Origin of the sequence: Sagittula sp. S175 (genome assembly GCF_049800975.1) — a bacterium.
In the GTDB taxonomy this organism is placed as follows: Bacteria; Pseudomonadota; Alphaproteobacteria; order Rhodobacterales; family Rhodobacteraceae; genus Sagittula.
The window spans coordinates 102745-120898 of the sequence record NZ_JBNAGB010000009.1 but is presented as its reverse complement, the minus strand read 5'-3'; the positions used below and the strand labels follow the sequence as shown (position 1 = coordinate 120898).

At 66.7% G+C, this 18154-nt stretch carries 13 protein-coding genes; 7 read left to right on the top strand and 6 right to left on the bottom strand.

What is annotated here, in order from left to right; translation table 11 throughout:
* The first annotated feature begins 38 nt into the window (after positions 1-38).
* Entirely contained in the window at positions 39-794 is a 756-nt protein-coding gene (locus ACP16H_RS13465) for an SDR family NAD(P)-dependent oxidoreductase (RefSeq protein ID WP_425072828.1), read from the top strand.
* 74 nt (positions 795-868) lie between these two features.
* Here ACP16H_RS13465 and ACP16H_RS13460 read toward each other — a convergent pair whose 3' ends face one another.
* The 3 genes from ACP16H_RS13460 to ACP16H_RS13450 all read right to left on the bottom strand — a co-directional run bounded on the left by ACP16H_RS13460 (position 869) and on the right by ACP16H_RS13450 (position 3881).
* A complete protein-coding gene (locus ACP16H_RS13460; RefSeq protein WP_425072827.1) occupies positions 869-1639 on the bottom strand; it encodes an ATP-binding cassette domain-containing protein in 771 nt (256 codons plus the stop codon).
* Positions 1640-1736: 97 nt separating this feature from the next.
* Positions 1737-2852, bottom strand: a complete 1116-nt coding sequence (locus ACP16H_RS13455) for an ABC transporter permease (RefSeq protein ID WP_425072826.1) — start codon at positions 2850-2852, stop codon at positions 1737-1739.
* Between the two features lie 117 nt (positions 2853-2969).
* Entirely contained in the window at positions 2970-3881 is a 912-nt protein-coding gene (locus tag ACP16H_RS13450) for a sugar ABC transporter substrate-binding protein (RefSeq protein WP_425072825.1), read from the bottom strand.
* Between the two features lie 332 nt (positions 3882-4213).
* On the opposite strand from ACP16H_RS13450, the gene ACP16H_RS13445 reads away from it, so the two are divergent.
* Entirely contained in the window at positions 4214-5395 is a 1182-nt protein-coding gene (locus tag ACP16H_RS13445) for a pyridoxal phosphate-dependent aminotransferase (protein ID WP_425072824.1), read from the top strand.
* A complete protein-coding gene (locus ACP16H_RS13440) occupies positions 5392-6330 on the top strand; it encodes a 2-hydroxyacid dehydrogenase (RefSeq protein WP_425072823.1) in 939 nt (312 codons plus the stop codon). Before ACP16H_RS13445 ends, ACP16H_RS13440 begins: the two co-directional genes overlap by 4 nt.
* A gap of 91 nt (positions 6331-6421) precedes the next feature.
* Here the strand turns inward: ACP16H_RS13440 and ACP16H_RS13435 are convergent, their stop codons facing one another.
* Positions 6422-7192 carry a hypothetical protein gene (locus ACP16H_RS13435; protein WP_425072822.1) on the bottom strand — a complete coding sequence of 257 codons (771 nt, stop codon included), beginning with the start codon at positions 7190-7192 and terminating at the stop codon, positions 6422-6424.
* A gap of 157 nt (positions 7193-7349) precedes the next feature.
* Between ACP16H_RS13435 and ACP16H_RS13430 the strand changes: the two genes are divergently transcribed.
* Complete coding sequence (locus ACP16H_RS13430; protein ID WP_425072821.1) at positions 7350-8045, top strand: fumarylacetoacetate hydrolase family protein; 696 nt, start codon at positions 7350-7352, stop codon at positions 8043-8045.
* The gene (gene maiA, locus ACP16H_RS13425; RefSeq protein WP_425072820.1) at positions 8042-8683 is read left to right on the top strand and encodes a maleylacetoacetate isomerase; all 642 of its coding nucleotides are present in this window, start codon (positions 8042-8044) and stop codon (positions 8681-8683) included. The genes ACP16H_RS13430 and maiA overlap by 4 nt, the downstream gene beginning before the upstream one ends.
* A 159-nt stretch (positions 8684-8842) precedes the next feature.
* On the opposite strand, the gene ACP16H_RS13420 is transcribed toward maiA, so the two are convergent.
* Both ACP16H_RS13420 and ACP16H_RS13415 read right to left on the bottom strand, forming a co-directional pair.
* Complete coding sequence (locus tag ACP16H_RS13420) at positions 8843-13234, bottom strand: translocation/assembly module TamB domain-containing protein (protein ID WP_425072819.1); 4392 nt, start codon at positions 13232-13234, stop codon at positions 8843-8845.
* Entirely contained in the window at positions 13234-15030 is a 1797-nt protein-coding gene (locus ACP16H_RS13415) for an autotransporter assembly complex protein TamA (protein ID WP_425072818.1), read from the bottom strand. Before ACP16H_RS13415 ends, ACP16H_RS13420 begins: the two co-directional genes overlap by 1 nt.
* Positions 15031-15279: 249 nt before the next feature.
* On the opposite strand from ACP16H_RS13415, the gene ACP16H_RS13410 reads away from it, so the two are divergent.
* On the top strand, positions 15280-15906 hold the full coding sequence (locus ACP16H_RS13410) for a response regulator (RefSeq protein ID WP_425072817.1): 627 nt from the start codon (positions 15280-15282) through the stop codon (positions 15904-15906).
* 79 nt (positions 15907-15985) lie between these two features.
* The gene (locus ACP16H_RS13405) at positions 15986-17995 is read left to right on the top strand and encodes an ATP-binding protein (RefSeq protein WP_425072816.1); all 2010 of its coding nucleotides are present in this window, start codon (positions 15986-15988) and stop codon (positions 17993-17995) included.
* Positions 17996-18154: the final 159 nt, after the last annotated feature.

Sequence of the window (18154 nt, the reverse complement as noted above, 5' to 3'; positions counted from 1 at the left end):
CCCCCCCCCCCCCCCCCACCCCCAATGAAAGGCCCGACATGACCCAATTCGCCCACTACCCCAGCCTCAAGGGCAAGACCGTTTTTATCACCGGCGGCGCCTCCGGCATCGGTGCCGAGATCACCAAGGCCTTCGCCGCCCAGGGCGCGCGCATGGGCTTCGTCGATTTCGACCGCACCACCGCTGAAGCGCTGGCCAATGACACCGCAGGGGACATCGCCTTCGAATTCTGCGACTTGCGCGACATCGACGCCCTGCGCGCGGCCTTCGCCAAACTCGCCGAGAGACTCGGCCCCGCCACGATCCTCGTCAACAACGCCGCCCGTGACGACCGCCACGGCTGGCAGGACGTGACCCCCGACTACTGGGACGAACGCCAGAACACCAACCTGCGGCACATGTTCTTTGCCATCCAGGCCGTGGCCCCCGGCATGATCGCGGCCGGCGGCGGCTCGATCATAAACATGTCGTCGAACAGCTGGCGCGAGGCCGTGGGCGGCATGCCCGCCTATGTCACCGCCAAGGCCGCCGTCGAGGGCCTGACCCGCACCATGGCCCGCGACCTCGGTCCGCACCGCATCCGCGTCAACACCGTGGTCCCCGGCTGGGTCATGACCGAGCGGCAGAAAACCCTCTGGGCCACGCCCGAGGCGCTGGAAAAGCACCGCCAAGGCCAATGCCTGCCCGACCTGATCGATCCCGTGTACCTTGCCCGGATGGTGCTGTTCCTCGCCTCGGACGATGCCGCCATGTGTACGGCGAATGCCTACATGGTCGAGGCCGGGTCCATCTGATCCGCAAACACACCCTCTGGACATGCGTAGGGCGGGGTTATACCCCGCCCTCCCTGTGAGAAACCACCAAACCGTCAGATCGCGGCCAGTTCGCCCGCCAGATCCTTCATCTCGGTCCCGCCCGCCATCAGGCGGCGGATCTCGTCGTGGCTCAGCTCCCCGGCCTTGCCCGCGCCGATCACCTCGCCCAGCGCGAGGAAGGTGAACCGATCCCCTACCAGCTGCGAGTGGATCTCGTTGTGGGTGATGAAGATGATGGCGATGTCGCCGCGCTTCTTCACCCGCATGATGGTCTTGAGCACTTCCATCTGCTGCTTCTGCCCCAGCGCCGAGGTCGGCTCATCGAGGATCAGCACCTTGGCGCCAAAGTAGATCGCCCGCGCAATGGCCAGAGTCTGACGCTGACCGCCGGACATGGTGCCCACCGCCTGCGTCGGGTCGCTGAAGTTGATGCCGATCTTAAGCATCTCGTCATGCGCGATCTTGTCCATCTCCGCCATGCGCAGGGTGCCGAGCGGCCCCTTCAGCTCGCGCCCCATGAAGAAGTTGCGCGTGACGCTCATCAGCTGGTTCAGCGCGAGGTCCTGGTAGACCGTGCCGATCCCTGCCGCCGTGGCATCTCGGGGGCTGCGGAAATTGACAGGCTTGCCCTCGATGTACAGCTGCCCCGACGTGGGCTGGTGTACGCCCGCCAGCGTCTTGATCAGCGTCGACTTGCCCGCGCCGTTGTCACCCAACAGCGCGTGCACCTCGCCCGGGTAGACCTCCAGGTTCACCCCGTTCAGCGCCGTAAACGGGCCGAACTTCTTCACGACATTCTCGACCTTCAGATACGGTGTCGTCATCACGATCCTCCTCGAATGAAGCGTCGACCTTCGCTGCCTGTCGGCTTCGCCTCCAACGCGAAGGCCGACACATTTTTGTTGCTGACGCGGAGCATCGTCAAATCCCCCCCGTGATGCGCTTGCGGATGCGTTCGTTGGCGAAGACGGCGGCCAGCAGGATGGTGCCGACGAAGACGCGGAACCACGACCCGTCGATCCACGGGATGAAGAACACCGCGTTCGCCACCAGGCCCACGGTGATCGCGCCAAAGGCCACGCCAAGGATCGAGCCAAAACCGCCCGTCATCAGCGTACCCCCCACGACCGCGATGGCGATGGCGAAAAGCTCCAGCAGGTTGCCCTTGGCCGCGTCGGCGGTGTTGGTGTCGAACACCTGACAGGCCGCGAAGATGCAGGCGCAGAAGGCGGTGAACATGAACAGGCCGATCTTGACCTTGTTCACGGGCACGCCGTTGGCATTGGCCGCGGCCTTGTCGTCGCCCGTGGCGTAGATCCAGTTGCCCAGCTGCGTGCGCGACAGCACGAACCACGCGACACCGGCGATCACCAGCCACCACATGAACCGCGCGTCAAACCCCGTCACCCACTGCTCGCCCTTGCGGTTGAGGTTGCCGCCCAGCGCGAACCACAGGTCATAGAACCAGCCAAAGACCTCGCCGCCGAGGATGTCGGCAAACCACGAGGTCTGCTTGAAATCCTCGAGGCCGGAAATCTGCGTCGACTGGTTGATGATGCGGAACGATGCCTCGGTCGCGCCGCGCAGGAAGAACAGGAAGGCCAGCGACACGATGAAGGACGACAGCCCCGACCGCACCACGATGGTGCCGATCAGCCAGCCCAGGAACAGCGCCGCCGTCATGGCGATCAGGAAGGCCGCAATCGGCAGGCCGGGCGGGATGCCCAGCGGCGTGAAGCCGTATTTCAGCACCATGGCCATGATCATGCCAGTGAAGCCGATCATCGACCCGATCGACAGGTCGAACTCGCCCGCGATCATCAGCGCGGCGGCACCGGTGGCGATGATGCCGTATTGCGCGATGATGGCGATGTTGTTCTTCAGGCCCAGCGGGTTGAAGGCCTTGAAATCCGAGGCGATGGCCAGGGCGATCACGATCACCACCATCACCGAAAACGCGCCGATCTCGGGTCGGCGCGCCAGCCGTGTCAGGCCGGTTTCGCGCGTCAGGCGGTCCGCCTCGCTGCGATCAGACATGGGTCATCCCCCTTCATGTCTTGAGAAGCCCCCGGAGGAGGGAGCGGGAATTGCTTATGGAAAGGGGGACAGGCGTGTCCGTCTGTCCCCCGGGATTTTCACCGAAATGAGGGCCGCTTAGCGGTTCACGCCTGCCTGCTCGGACACGCTCGACGCGTTCGACGCATCGACGAAGCCCGGGCCGGAGGGCACGTTCGCACCCGGCAGCATGCCTGCGTTGGTGTTGTAGAGGTGCAGGAAGATCACCGGCAGGTAGCCCTGAAGGCGCTGCTGCTGGTCGATGGTGTACTGCACCGCACCGTCGTTGATGAGGTTGATGACACCCGGCGACATGTCAAAGCAAGACAGGTGCACGTCCGCGCCCACTTCGGCCACGGCTTCGGCAGCGGCTTCGCAGACATGCGGGCCGGTGGCCAGCAGGCCGTCGATCGACTCGTCCGCCTGCAGGGCGGCTGCGGTCCGGGTCTTGATCTGGGCGACGTCGTTGGACACGTCGATCATGTTCAGTTCCTGGCCCAGGCCGTCAAAGTAGCCCTGGCAGCGGTCGGCCAGCGCGGTGTTGTAGGCTTCCTGGTTCAGGCAGAGGCCCTTGGACACGCCTTCAGCCTTTGCGCGCTCACCTGCGGCGGTGCCTGCCAGCTTTTCCGGCTGGCCGATGTGCATCAGCGCGCCAACTTCCTTCGACGCTTCGAGTCCCGAGTTGATGGTGATGACGGGAATGCCCGCATCCACAGCACCCTTGATCGCGCCGCCGAGCGCGTCCGCGTCGGGCAGCGACACGATGATGCCGTCGGGCTGCGTGGCCGCTGCGGCTTCGATCAGCTTTGCCATGCCGGCCATGTCACCGGAAGCATCATAGTTGTATTCCAGTTCCGCGCCCACGGCCGCAGCGGCATCCTTGCCGCCCTTCTCGACCACCGGCCAGAAGGGGTCGGTGCCCTGGGTGTGCGTTATCATCACGTAGCGCTCTGCAAAGGCAGGCATTGCCAGCGCTGCAAGGGCGGTCGCCGCCAGAAGCGTCTTTTTCATTGGTCGTCTCCTCCAGTTGGTCCGGCCCGTTGGTTCAGGCCGTGCTGTCCGCCCCTCCTCGGGCGGTCAGCGCACGTTAGCCTCGCTGCGACAAGCTGTCACCAGCGAATACGGTATCGCTAACGCTCCGTCACCGATCCGTCGAGTCACGCCATTTCGTTTCATGAGAGTTTCTATCACGCCTGATGGCATTCCCGCCGTGGATGAGAGTTTACATCATCGCCTGAAAGCCCCGCCCCACCGTTCCTGTATGGCCTTTCATCGACGGAATTTCTGGTATACCAAATTCCACAACAACCGGCGGGGCCGGCTTTTCACGAATGGGAGGATCCATGGCGAACCTGAAACTCGCGGCAGGCATGTCGCGGCTCGGCACCGAGTCCGCCTTCGTCGTGCTGGCCCGCGCGGGCGCGCTGGCTGCCGAAGGGCGTGACATCATCAACCTCGGCATCGGCCAGCCGGACTTCAAGACGCCCGACCACATCGTCGAGGCCGCCGTGAAAGCGCTGCACGACGGCGAGCATGGCTACACCCCTGCAAACGGCATTCCCCGCTTGCGTCAGGCCGTCGCTGCCGACCTCAACCGCCGCCACAACGTCGAGGTCAACCCCGACAACATCGTCGTCGTGCCGGGCGGCAAGCCCACGATGTTCTTTGCCGTGCTGATGTTCGGCGAACCGGGGACAGAGATCATCTACCCCAACCCCGGCTTCCCGATCTACGAGTCGGTCATCAAGTACTCCGGCGCCACCGCCGTACCCATGGCCCTGAAGGAAGAGAACGGCTTTGCCTTCTCCGCCGAAGAGGTGCTCGCCCAGATCACCCCCGCCACGCGTCTCATCATCATCAACTCCCCCGCCAACCCGACGGGCGGTGTCACCCCAAAGGCCGAGATCGACAAGCTTGTCGCAGGCCTCGCCGCGCACCCCCACGTCGCCATCCTCTCGGACGAGATCTACTCGACCATGCTCTACGGCGGGCGCGAACACGTGTCCCTGCTGCAATACCCGGAAATCCGCGACCGGCTGATCGTGCTGGACGGCTGGTCCAAGCGCTACGCCATGACCGGCTGGCGGCTGGGCTATGCCGTCTGGCCCGATGAACTGGTGCCGCATGTCACGCGTCTTTGCGTCAACGACCACTCCTGCGTGAACTCCGCCACGCAATTCGCAGGCATCGCCGCGCTCGAAGGCCCGCAGGACAGCGTCGACACCATGAACGCCGCTTTCGACGAACGCCGCCGCGTCATCGTCGACGGCCTGAACGCCCTGCCCGGCGTGCGCTGCGCCGACGCGGGCGGCGCTTTCTACGCCTTCCCCAACATCGAGGGCACTGGACTTTCCGCGATGGAGGCCCAGACTCTGTTCCTCGAAGAAGGCGGCGTCGCCACCGTGGCCGGCACCTCCTTTGGCAAGTACGGAGAGGGCTACCTGCGCTTTTCCTACGCCAATTCCACCGAGAACATCCAGGAAGCGCTGCGGCGCATCCGTAACCTGCTGGAGCAACGCGCATGACCAATCTTCTGATCGTCGGCAACCCTTTCACGGACGAGGAACGCTCCCGCCTCTCCGCCGCCCATGCCTCGGCCTTCGTCGGCACCCCGGCGGACATCGCCGCCATGGACATGACCCTGCGCACCGAGGTCCGCGCCATAGCCTACAAGGGCCACCTGCCCTTCGACGCCGCCGCCATGGACGCGCTGCCGAACCTCGGGGTGATCGCCAACTTCGGCGTGGGCTATGACGCCATCGACGTCGCGGCGGCCTCCGAGCGCGGCATCAAGGTCACCAACACCCCCGACGTGCTGAACGACGACGTGGCCGACCTCGCCGTCGGCATGATGCTGGGCTTTGCCCGCGACATGGTCCGCGGTCACCTGCTGGTCGCTTCGGGCAAATGGGCCGAGCAGGCCCTGCCCCTGAACCGCAAGATGTCCGGTGCCTCCGTGGGCATCGTCGGCCTTGGCCGCATCGGGCGCGAGATCGCCGACCGCCTCGCCGCCTTCAAGATGGATATCCACTACACCTCGCGCTCGGAAAAACAGACCCCCGGCTGGACCTATCACGCCGACGTGGTGGACATGGCCAAGGCCGTCGACTGGCTGGTGATCGCGCTTGTCGGCGGGCCGGAGACGGTCAACCACGTGGGCCGCGACGCGCTTCAGGCGCTCGGCCCGGACGGCGTTCTGGTCAACATCTCGCGCGGCTCCACCGTGGACGAAGGCGCGCTGCTCGACCTGCTGGAAAGCGGCCAGCTCGGCGGCGCGGCGCTCGACGTCTACAACAACGAGCCGAACATCGACCCGCGCTTCCGCGCGCTGACCAACGCGCACCTGCAACCGCATCAGGGATCGGGCACGGTGCAGACCCGCCGCGCCATGGCGGAACTGCAACTGGCCAACGTGACGGCTTTCCTGAACGGCGAGGACCTCTCGACCCCCGTCAACTGACGGCGCGCAGAGACGGGGGCCGTCGCAACAGGGCTTCGTCTCCCCCACGGCACTAACCACAGACGCAGGGGCGCACTCCGCCGTCCCTGCGTCAGTCCACTTGCTGACCGATCTCCGTCTCCAGCAAGCGTTCAAACGCCAGCGGCTCCAGCACGCCCGGCGCAGCGAACGGGTCCGAGAAGGCGTAGATCACGAACATCACCAACCCGCTGAACGCGCCGTAGACGCTGAGCAGCACCATGTGCAGCCGCGTCGGGCTGAAGACGAAATAGGGCACCGCCACCAGCACCAGCCCGGCCAGCGCCGCCAGCCAGAACAGCGGGTTGACCGCGTGCAGTGCCGTGTTCTCGCGCGCCTGCCTGAGTTCCGCGATGGCCTGCGCCTTGTGCACCATATGCGCCCGCAGGTCGCTTTCGCGCGGCGTGGCCGGGTCGAGGTCCAGCACCGCCTGATAGATCACCTCGCGCAGTTGCCAGCCCTCTGGTGCCAGCCGCCCGGTGCGCGCCAGCACCTCCCATTCCTCGTGAATCACCAACTGGGTGTAGCGCCGCAGCGCCGGTTGCACCTCGGCAGCCACCGCCTCTCCGTAGCGCCCGGCATCGTTCCAGACATCCGCGATGGCGGTGGCTTCCTCCGTCAGGTTGCCCTGCAATTGCGTGTAATCCACCAGCTCCTGCGCAAAGACCAGCGCCAGGATCAGCCCGTGCAGCGCAGCGACGCGGATGATGACCGACCCCGCCAGCGTCTGGGTGTCCTCGGCGAAATCCTCGCCCATCACACGCCGCATCCCGAAATACACCGCCCAAGAGATCATCACCGTTCCGACGATGAACACCACGGCCACCACCCCCGACACCAGCATGGTTCCTCCCTTGTCTTCCCTCTCCCGACTATTCCCGCAAATCCGCGCCGGTTGAAGCCCCGAGAGGGCTGTCCCTCCCGTCGGAATTGGCTAGGGTCGGCCAGAAGCTGAACCAAAAGTCCCCGACCCAAGACGCCGAACCACAAGGACCCTTCCCATGGCCTATGTCATCGACCCGCAACCGCAACCCTCCGTGCCCGTGGCCGGGACCGAAGACCGCTTCCCCGTCCGCCGCATCTTCTGCGTCGGGCGCAACTACGCCGCCCACGCCCGCGAGATGGGCAAGGACCCCGACCGCGAACCGCCCTTCTTCTTCACCAAACCCGCCGACGCGGTGATTGAGAACGGCGCGACCATCCCCTACCCGCCCGAGACGGAGAACTTCCATTACGAGGCCGAGCTGGTGGTCGCCATCGGCCGGGGTGGCGTGAACATCCCCGAATCCGAGGCACTGGACCACGTCTGGGGCTACGCCGCAGGCAACGACCTGACCCGCCGTGACCTGCAACAGACCGCCAAGGACATGGGCCGTCCGTGGGACTGGGGCAAGGCCTTCGACAATTCCGCCGTCATCGGCCCGATCCACCCGGTCAGCGCGACCGGACACTTCCCCGACGGCGCAATCAGGCTGTCGGTCAACGGCACCGTCAAGCAGGACGCCGACCTGTCCGAGATGATCTGGTCCACCCCCGAGGTCATTGCCATCCTCTCGCGCACCATGACCCTGAAACCGGGCGACCTCATCATGACCGGCACCCCGGCGGGCGTTGGCGCGCTCAGACCCGGCGACACGGTCACCGTCTCCATTGCGGGCCTGCCTGACCTGACCACGACCATCGGAGACCGGGCATGATTCTGCACAACTACTTCCGCTCGTCGACCTCGACGCGGCTGCGCGTGGCGCTGAACCTCAAGGGACTGCCCTACGATTACGCCGCCTATCCCCTGCGGGAAAAGGCGCACAAATCGCACGATTTCCTGCGCAAGAATCCCGCAGGCCTCGTGCCGGTGCTGGAGCTTGACGACGGCACCATGCTGCTGCAAAGCCTCGCGATCATCGAATACCTCGACGAGGTACACCCAGAACCGGCCCTGCTCCCCGCCGATCCTCTGGCAAAGGCCAAGGCCCGCGCCTACGCCTACATGATCGCCTGCGAGGTCCATCCGCTCAACAACCTCCGCGTCCTCCAGCACATCGCGGCAGGTTACGGCGCTGATGCCGACGCGCAAAAGGCATGGTTCACCCATTGGGTGGCCGAAACCTTTCAGGCCATGGAAACGATGCTCGCCGCCGCACCCGAGACCGGCACCTTCTGCATCGGCGACACGCCTACGCTGGCTGACATCTGCCTGTACGCGCAGGTCTGGAACAACAAACGCTTCGGCATACCGCTGGACAACTGGCCTACCATCGCCCGCATCTTCGCGGCCTGCGACGTGCTGCACGCCTTCCGCAACGCCGCGCCGCCAAACCAGCCCGACGCGGAATGACACCGGCGGGGCCCGGCCCCCGCCACTCCGCGTGTCCCTGCACCGCTCACCGCCGGCAAGGACACGCCCCCGCTCCTTCATCTTGATCCAAATACCCTCGGGGGAGTCGCTCCGCAGGAGAGGCGGGGGCAGAGCCCCCACCCGCGCGCAGCGCGGCGCTCAATAATCCCGCTCAAAGAACACGCCCAGACCACTGGTCCCATCCGACGACACGCGCCCACGCACCGTCACGCTGGGCGTCAACGTCAGGTTCAGGTTCACCTCGCTCTGGCCATCGGCATTGACGGTCACATCCGTATAGACGTTTTCCGAGATATACTTGCCCACGCTCGCCTCGATCGTGCCGTCCGCGTTTGTCCCGACGTTCAGATCATCGACCCCAAGCCCCGAGCGGATATTCTCCTGGATACCCAGACCGCCCTGCCCGGACAACGTCCGCACCGCAGCAGCCAGCTGCACCGCCTGCAGGGGCGACAGCTCTGTCACCGACTGCCCGAACAGGAAAAACGCCAGCGCCTCGTCCTCAGGCAGTTCCGGCGAAGAGGTCACCGTCAATTCCGGCTGCGACACCTCGCCCGACAGACGGATGGTGATCTCGGTATCCTCGATCGTGGTCGTCGCCTCGAAGTTCACGAAAGGCGTGAAACTGCCACGCATGGACACCTCACCCGTGGTCAGGTCCAGACGCCGCCCCAGCAGGTCCAGACGGCCACGCACAAGGTCGAACTGCCCCACCGGCACGATATCCGCAGACGTGCCCGTCAGACGCAGGCTGCCCCCCAACTCGGCATCAAGCCCCCGGCCCCGCACGAAAATCCGGTTCGGTGCGCTGACGAGGATGTCCAGCGGATAGGGCGGCAAGGACGCGCCCTGCTGCGCCGCCTGCGCCTTGGGACCAAGGCCCGCGAACATCAGCGTCCGCTGCACGTCAGCGGGCATGTTCTCATGCTTCAGCCCGTCCAGCGCCGAATAGCTCGGGCCGATGTTGGGCACCCGCACCTCGACCTGCCCCAGGTCGATGCGCCCCGCGATGCGTGCGCCGCCGGTCAGCGGGCCGTCCACGGTGATCCGCCCGTTCGCCGTCGTGTCGAACATATCCGCCTTGCGCAGTCCCGCCTGCCGAAGTTCGACCACCAGAGACGCCGGGAAAGGCGCGCTCAGCGTGATCGGGCCAGTGACGACGACCTGCCCGCCGGTGGACAGCCGTCCGGCCATGTCCACCTGCGCACGCCCCGCCGTCAGCGACACGCCCCCCGTGAGATCCTCGACCGAGATGTCCAGCGCCGGGGCGGCGAACCGCGCGCCCGTCGTCGACAACCGCCCACTGACCGAGGACAGCGCAGGCGCGCCACGCACCGCCACATCAAAAACCAGAACGCCCGACACCACCTGCGGCGCCAACCGCCCGTTGGCCAGCGCCAGCGGCGCCGAGCCGTTCAGGCTGACATTCATCGTCCGGAAATTCTGCGCCACGGTGCCATTCACCTGCGCGCCGATCCCTCCCGGCCCTGTGCCGTCAAGGTTCAGCCGCCAGTCGCCCCCGGAATGGCTCGCCGTACCGGACACGCGCAGCGCGCCCGGCAGTTCCGGCACCAGCCGCTCGATCCCGGCCACGGTCACGTTCACCGACAGGTCCGCCGCGCTCGACGCCAGCGACCCGGTGACAGACCCGTCAATCGACGATCCGTCCACCGTCAACCGCTGGATGCGCAGCGCGCCACCCGCCGTCCGCTCAAGGCTCAGATCGACCGACGTGGTCCCTCGCAGGAACGGGTCCAGCGAGGCATTCCCGATCCCCAGGTCCTGCGCCACAAGTTGCCCGGTCACATTCACCGGCCCATCCGGCTGCACCAGCGCCACATCCGTGTCAAAGCGCACGGCCCCCGACAGCCGCTGCCCGGTCAGCCCGGACAAGGCGGACAGGTTCGGAATACGCCCCTCGGCGCGGCCATTGACCCGCAGTTGATCCTCGCGCAGCCCCGCCACGGTGCCGGTGAACGAGGCCGAGGCGGGACCCGTCAGTTCCAGCCGCCGCACGTCGATCAGGCCAGCCGCATCGCGGGACAGGTCCACCACCAGCCCCACGTCCCCGCCCACCAGCGGATCCACCGCCGGGATCGACAGGGCAATGCCCTCGCCGCTGACATTGCCAGACAGCGTCAGCGGCCCGTCCAGCACCTGCCCTTGTGCATCAAGCGCAGCGCTCAACCGCCCCGCCAAATTACGCCCCGCCACGCCGGAAAGCGCCGCCAGCCGCATCTCGCTGACCTCCAGCCGACCGTCCACCGCCAGATCGTCGACCGAGGCGCCAGACACCGTGCCATCCAGCACGATTGTCCCCTGACCCGAGTAATCCAGGTTCTCCAAGACGAACACCTTGTCCACGCCCCGCCGCGCCGAGAAGGTCAGCTCCGACACGCCGTCCAGCAGCGGGTCCACCGTCGCCAGCCCGACCGCGACATTCACCGTCCGCGCCTCGACCGCCACGTCAAAAGTCTGTGCGCCCACGCGCCCCTCACCCGTCACCGTCAGGTTCGCCGCGCCGGTCAGCGACCGCCCGGCCACCTGCGAAAACGGCGAGAGCCGCGCCACCTGCGCGTTCAGCCGCCCGGACACATCCGGCCCGTCCGACCGCCCGGTGTCGACGACACCGACGTAGGACAGCGTCGCCACGTCCGGGATCACCCCGTTCAGGTCGATCTGCCAGCCCTCGGCGCCCTGCTCGGCCTTCAGCGTCAACTGCGTCTCGCCCTCGACCCCGGGCAACACCTTGGTCGTGTCGTTCAGCACCACGTCCAGATCGGCCTTGCCCGTGCCGCTCGCCACCTGAGCCGTGCCGTCGATGCGCACCGCCTGCGTCGCCACGCGCAACAGATCGGCATACAGGCCGGTCTCGTTGCGCCGCGCCTCCAGCCGCAGCGACCCGACACCTTCCAGCAAGGGATCGACTGCGTCGATTCCCGTTGCCAGACCGCGTGTCGTGCCATCCAGCACGATATCGAAACCGCCGGTGGTCGGCAGCGCCTGCCCGCTGATCGACAGTTCCGCCGCACCGTCCAGCGCAATCCCTGCCAGCTCGGCAAAACGCGTCAGGTCATCGGCGCGCAACCGCAGGTCCGGTTCCACAACCGGGTTCAGCGGGTCGTCCGATATCACCGTCACCCGCCCCGTCAGGCCATAATCCGCCCCGGCAAGGTCGATCTCGCGCAGCACCAGCGGCGCGCCGTTCTGCCAGTCAAACCCCATCTGCCCGCGCAGCGCCGTGCCCACGGCCCCGGCAAGCCGTTGATCCGACAGCGCCAGCCCGCTGGCGTCAAGGTCCAGAACCCCGCTCACACGCTGTGCCTCGCGCGCGATCTCGCCCGCGCCGGTAAAGGACAGACGGTCCAGCCGCCCCAGCCCCTCGCGTTGCGCGCCGGAAACCTGCGCCCGCAGTTGCCAGCCATTGCCGTTCGACGCGTCAAAGACACCGGTCAGCATCACGCCCTCGACGCTCGTCTCGGCCCCGCCCAGCGGCAGGATCACCCGCTCGCCATCCGGCGGCGTAATGCGTCCGTTCAGATCCAGCCGCTCGGGCCAGCCATCCGCGCCCACCTTGGCATAGCCTTCCAGCGTCAGCGCCTGCGCGCTCAACGTCATCTCGGACAGCTCGACCGAGCCATCCGCCGCCTGCACCACCTCGGCGGCCAGACCCACCTCGTCGCCAAGGAAATCGCGATACTCCGGGGCCACCAGCCGCGCCACGTCGCCGCCCACGTCGACGCGGAACCGCCGTGTGCCCGCATCGCCATCGGCGCGCAGGATCACCGTGCCGGCCAGACGCTGCTCGCCATCGGTCGCCAGCGACATCTGCGCCTCGAAATCGTCGATCGGCGCCTCGCCCTTCAGCGTCAGCACCACCGAGGGCCGCCCCGGCACCGTCAGCTTGTTCACGACCAGACCGTCCTCCGGCTCGGACACCGACAGGTCCAGCCCAAGCACCCGCGTCGCATTGCTGTAGCTGCCATCCAGCGAGATCGACCCACCGGCATCCTGCCGCTCGATCTGCAGGGACGCCTGTCCCTCGCCGCCCGCCAGCGCGGCCGAGCCATCGACCGACAGCACAGCCGCCTCGCCCATGACCGCTTCGCCAAGGACCACCTCGTCCAGCCGCAACTCCTCCAGCACCAGCGACACCGGCAGGTCCGGCAGGGCAAAGGACGACTTCGCCTCGGGCGTCGGCGCCTCGGCGGGGGCCTGCGGCAAACGCGGCATGTTCAGCCGCGCCATGGAGATTTCCTGGATATCCACGCGACCGCGCAACAGCCCCGAACGGTCCCATTGCAGGCCCACGCCCTCGGCCTCCAGCCAGACGCCCTGCGGGTCGGCGATGGTGATGCGTTCCACGGTGGCCCGCGACGACAGCGCCCCGGCAAAGCCTTCCAGCCGCACCGTCATGTTGTCGTTCGACAGGGAATCCTCCAGCAGTCCCTGGATGAATCCCCGGTCATCCTGTTGAGCCATCGCGCTGAGTGGCCACAACAGGCAAAGGCAAAGCATGAGAAGCCGCATCAGAAGGCCTGTCCGATCCCGATATAAAGTTGCACCCCGTCGCCGGTATCGCCGCCCACCGGCCCGGCCACGTCCAGCCGGATCGGCCCGACGGGGGTATCGTAGCGCAGCCCCAACCCGGCACCCGAATGCCAGTTGCCGCTGCCGTCATAAAAACTTTCGCCGCCGATGTAGCCCGCATCCGCAAAGGCCACGACGCCGATGTTGCGCGCCACGTCGACCCGCAACTCGCCGGACAGGCCGACGAAGCTGCGCCCGCCCAGCCGCGTCCCGCCGTAATCCGCATCGAGCGATTCAAAAGGCTGGCCGCGCACGGTCCCGCCCCCGCCCGAGTAGAAAAGGTAATCCGGCGGCGCTACGGCCGCGGTGGGACCGCTCAGCGCACCCAGCTGGAACCGCGCGGCGGCAACCACCGCGTTGTCCTCGCCAAAGCCGCGATAGGCGCGTGCGTCCAGCATCAGACGCGCGCCGCTGTCATTGCCGGACACGATGGTGAAGGGCTCGACATCCGCGCGGACGTAGAAACCCTCGGTGGCATCCAGAGCCACGTCCCGCGTGTCCCATGTCAGCGCCGTCGGCATGGCAAAGACATCCAGCCGCCGCTCCGGTTCTCCGGGCAGATAAAGGTCGGTGATGTTCGACCGCGACAGGGTGAATCCCAACTCGCCCGTCAGCGTGTCGGAAAACTCCTGGTTCACCCCGATCCCCAGTTCGACACGCTCGCTGATGTAATCGGGCTCGTCCTCGTAGGCCACCGATGCCGTGGCAAAAAACAGAGTGTCCGCGCCGTACACCGCGGGCTTCTCGAACCGGGTCGAGATTTCATAATCCGGGTTCATGCCCGCGCCGCCCAGCTGGCGGACCTCGCCGTCGATCCGGAACCGCTCGGCCCCTCCCAGCAGGTTGCGATGCATCCAGAAGGCGGACAGCGTCAGCCCCTCGTTCGACGACAGCTCCGCGCCCGCGCCGATCCGGCGCGGCTTGCGGTCCGTCACGTCGATCTCGATATCCAGCTGGTCGCCGTCCTGCGCCACCTCGTCCAGGGTAACGGACCGAAAGGTCCCCGTCGCCCGCAGCCGCTCCGCGCCCTTTTCCACCGCGTCGGGGTCAAAGACCTCGCCGCGCGGAATACCCGCGATCTGCCGGATGCGCGCATCCTTCACCGCGCTCTCGGACTTCACCCGAACGTCGCCAAAGGTATAGCGCCGACCGGGATCAATCCGCACATCGACGTCAAGCAGCCTGTCATCGTGGCGCGCGGTGATCTCCTGCCCGGAAATCTCCGCCTTGGCATTGCCCACCTGTCGCCAGGCCTCCACCGCATCCTGCGCCGCCGCGCGCACGGCATTCGCCCGCGCCGGTTCGCCGGTGTCGAAGCCCTCGGTTTCCGGTGTATTCGGGGCCTGCGGGGCCACCCGCGCCAATCCGAAATCAAAGATCCGGCCCGGATCGACCTTCACCTCGATCCGCTGCACACGCGCAGGCGCCTCAAAGGGCGGGATCGTCGCCGCCTCGCGCCCGTCCAGCAGGATGCGCACCACCGGGCCATAGTAGCCCTGGGCATAAAGCGCCTCCACCAGACGGGTATAATCGCCCTGCGCCGCCGCAAGGATATCCGAAGGCACCACATCCTCGCGCGACTTAAGTTCTGTCAGAACCGACACCGCCTCGAGACTGTCTTTCAGATCGTCCTTCGTCCCTGTGGCAAACTGGAAATCCAGCGCCGGAAAGGCCCCCGCCAAAATCGGCCACGCCCCAAGCACCGCTGCCACGCAGGTCAGACCCACCCGTTTCATATGCCCTCAGGCCCCCGCACACCGCTTTGTTTTTCGTTACTTTGTACTGTAATTCACTTTGCCCCCCGGCACAGGGCAAAAAGCCGATTTCGGCGGGAAACAGCGCATATTCTGTGGTCAGCATTGATTTTCCGCGCAAGCCCGTCCGTGCCCAGCCCGCGCGTCATCCAGCCTTGCGGGCTTGGCCTGTGGCCCCGCTTTGACTAACCTGCCGCAAGAACCCGCCGTAACCCCTTGGGAAACATTCATTTGATACGCATCATTCTGGCAGACGATCACGACGTGGTGCGCGGCGGTCTCCGCACCATCCTTTCCGGCCTGCCGGACGCCGAAGTCGTGGCCGAGGCCCGCAACGGTCTCGAAGCCATTGCGCAGGTGAAGAAACACAAGCCCGACCTGCTGTTCCTCGACGCCGCCATGCCCTACGCCAAGGGCATCGAGGTTCTGACCGACACCCGCCGCTGGAGCCCGGACACCCGCGTCATCCTGTTCACCGGCTTCACTTCGGCGGGCATCTTCAACGACTGGCTGGCCGCAGGGGTCGACGCCATCCTGCTCAAGACCTGCCCCCCCGAGGACATCACCGAAGCCCTGCACGCGGTCCTCTCCGGTGGCAACTACCTGGCCCGCGCCGTGGCCGAGATCCTCGAAGCCGCCTCCGTCACCCAGACCCTGACCGCCCGCGAACTCGAAGTCCTCTCTCTCATCGCCACCGGTCACCAGACCGCGCGCATCGCAGAACGGCTCTGCATCAGTCCAAAGACCGTCGAAAAGCACCGCACCAGCCTGATGACAAAGCTCAACGTCAACTCGCTCGCGGCCCTTCTGGCCTACGCCCTGCGCGAAGGGTTGCTCGATCAGGAACGCCAGCTCTGAGCCGCCCCGCGCCTCTCCCGCGACCCTATGGGGAATCCCCCCCATGTCCCGGCGCGCCCCGTGCTGCTTCACTGGTCCCATGACACACCTCATCCGCCTCCTCGCACTGTTCCTCCCGCTGTGGCTCGCCCTGCCGGTCGCCGCGCAGCAGTTGCCTGCCCCGGCACCGATCCTCCTGACCGACGACAGCGGCACCTTCTGGCAGCACATCACCCCCGCCGCACAGGCTTTGGTCGAGCCCATCTGCTGCCTCTCCCCCACCGAGGCAGCCGCTTCGACCGAATGGTCTGCCCAAGCAACGGAAACCCTGCACCCGGACAGGCTCCGCCCCGCAGGCAACGCCGCCGCCATCTGGGTCCGCTTCAGCGTCCGGAACACGCTCGACCGTCATGGCCGCTGGCTGATCGACACCCGCACCAGTCGCTTCCGCGGCGTCTCGATCTGGCAGACCACTCAAGGCGCCCCGCAACCCCTCCTGAGCCTCGATCTTTCCTCACCCTTCACCGCGCGCCCCGTCCCGCATCGCCACGTCATGACAGACCTCACCCTCGCCCCGGGCGAGACCACCACGATTCTGATGCGGCTCGACCCGCTGCAATCCGCCCCCATCGACCTCCGCATCGCCGCCTTCGACCCGGTCTGGGCCTCGGAAAGCAGCAAATTCCTCTGGTCCGGTATCTTCTACGGCTCGATGCTCGGCGTGATCGTCTTTGTCCTGATGTCCATGCCCCTGATCGGCCGCGCCATCAGCTTCGCCTTTGCCGGTCTCATGCTCTCCGGCCTGCTCTGGTCGCTCGCGGAGTCCGGCGCGCTCCACCAACTCGGGCTGGTCGACAACCAGTTCACCGCCCTGCGGCTGGCCTACGTCTTCCTGCACCTGACCTACGCGGGCGGGCTGACGCTCCTGCTGCTGATGTTCCGGCTGGACCGCTGGACCACGCCGGTCCGCGCCAACCTCGCGTTTCAGGCCGCCACGGCCCTGCTCTGCCTGCTCCTGCCGAGGCTCACCACCATCGACCTGCTGTCCCAAACAGCCTTCGCCGCTAGCCTTGCCACCTTCATCCTCACCAGCCTGCACGCCATCCGCAGCCGACAAGGCGGCGGCTGGCCGATCCTCACCGGCGCGCTCCTGATCGCCAGTGTCTCCCTGACTCTACGCATCGCCTTCGACAACACGCCCCCCGGCATGGAGGCCCACGAGGTCAACCGCTCCCTCCTGTCGATCTTTGCCATGGCCTTCGGCTTTGCCCTGATCGGGCGCGTGGCCGAGATCCGCAAGGCCCGCGACCGCGCCATCCGCGCCGAACTCGCCGCCTCGACCGAGAAGCTCCGCCTCTCCCGCGAACTCCGCGACCGCGAACGCGCTTACGACCGCTTCCGCCGCGACGCCAAGCGCAGGCAGACGCATTACGCCACCCTCGGCCACGACCTCGTGCAACCTCTGGCCGCGCTGCGCACCGCCGTCAGCCGCGACGGTGCCCTCGACGACACGCGCCGCGACCACCTCAGGCAGGCCATCGACTACCTGCAATCCGTGGCCTCCGGCCTCAGGGACACCGTCCCCGACTCGGATCCCGACCCAGTCCCAGACTCGGGCGACCGCCACGCCGCCCATCTGCCCGCACCGGACGCCGACGGACACGAGGTCTTACCCGCCGCGACCGTCCTCGACAACGTCCACGCCATGTTCGAGGACGAGGTGACGGCCAAAGGCCTCACCTTCCGCTACACCCGCTCGGACACGCCGATCAAGGGCGACCCGGTCCTCCTGATCCGCAGCCTCTCCAACCTGATCGTCAACGCCCTGCGCCACACCGACTCGGGCGAACTCCACCTCTTCGCCCGCGCCACTCCCGACGGCACCACCGCCATCGGCCTGACCGACACCGGCAGCGGCATGTCCCCCGGGGACGCCGCCCGCTATCTCGAACCCGGTCAGAAAGGCCCGGACAGCCCCGGTCAGGGACTCGGCCTCACCTCGGTCGCCCGCGCCGCCGAAAGCATGAACGCCACCCTCACGGTGGACACCGCCCCCGGCAAAGGCACCACCATCACCCTGACCTTCCCCCCGGCCCGGCGTCACACCTGAAACGCCCCTGCTTCTTTGGTTTTGCAAATACCTCGGGGGTGTGGGGGCAGCGCCCACACTGTCATGCTTTGCATGACAAACAACAGTTGGGTGAGGGGGCAGCGCCCACACCCATCATATGATGCATGACAAACCAAAGACGGGTTAGCGGCCTTACTC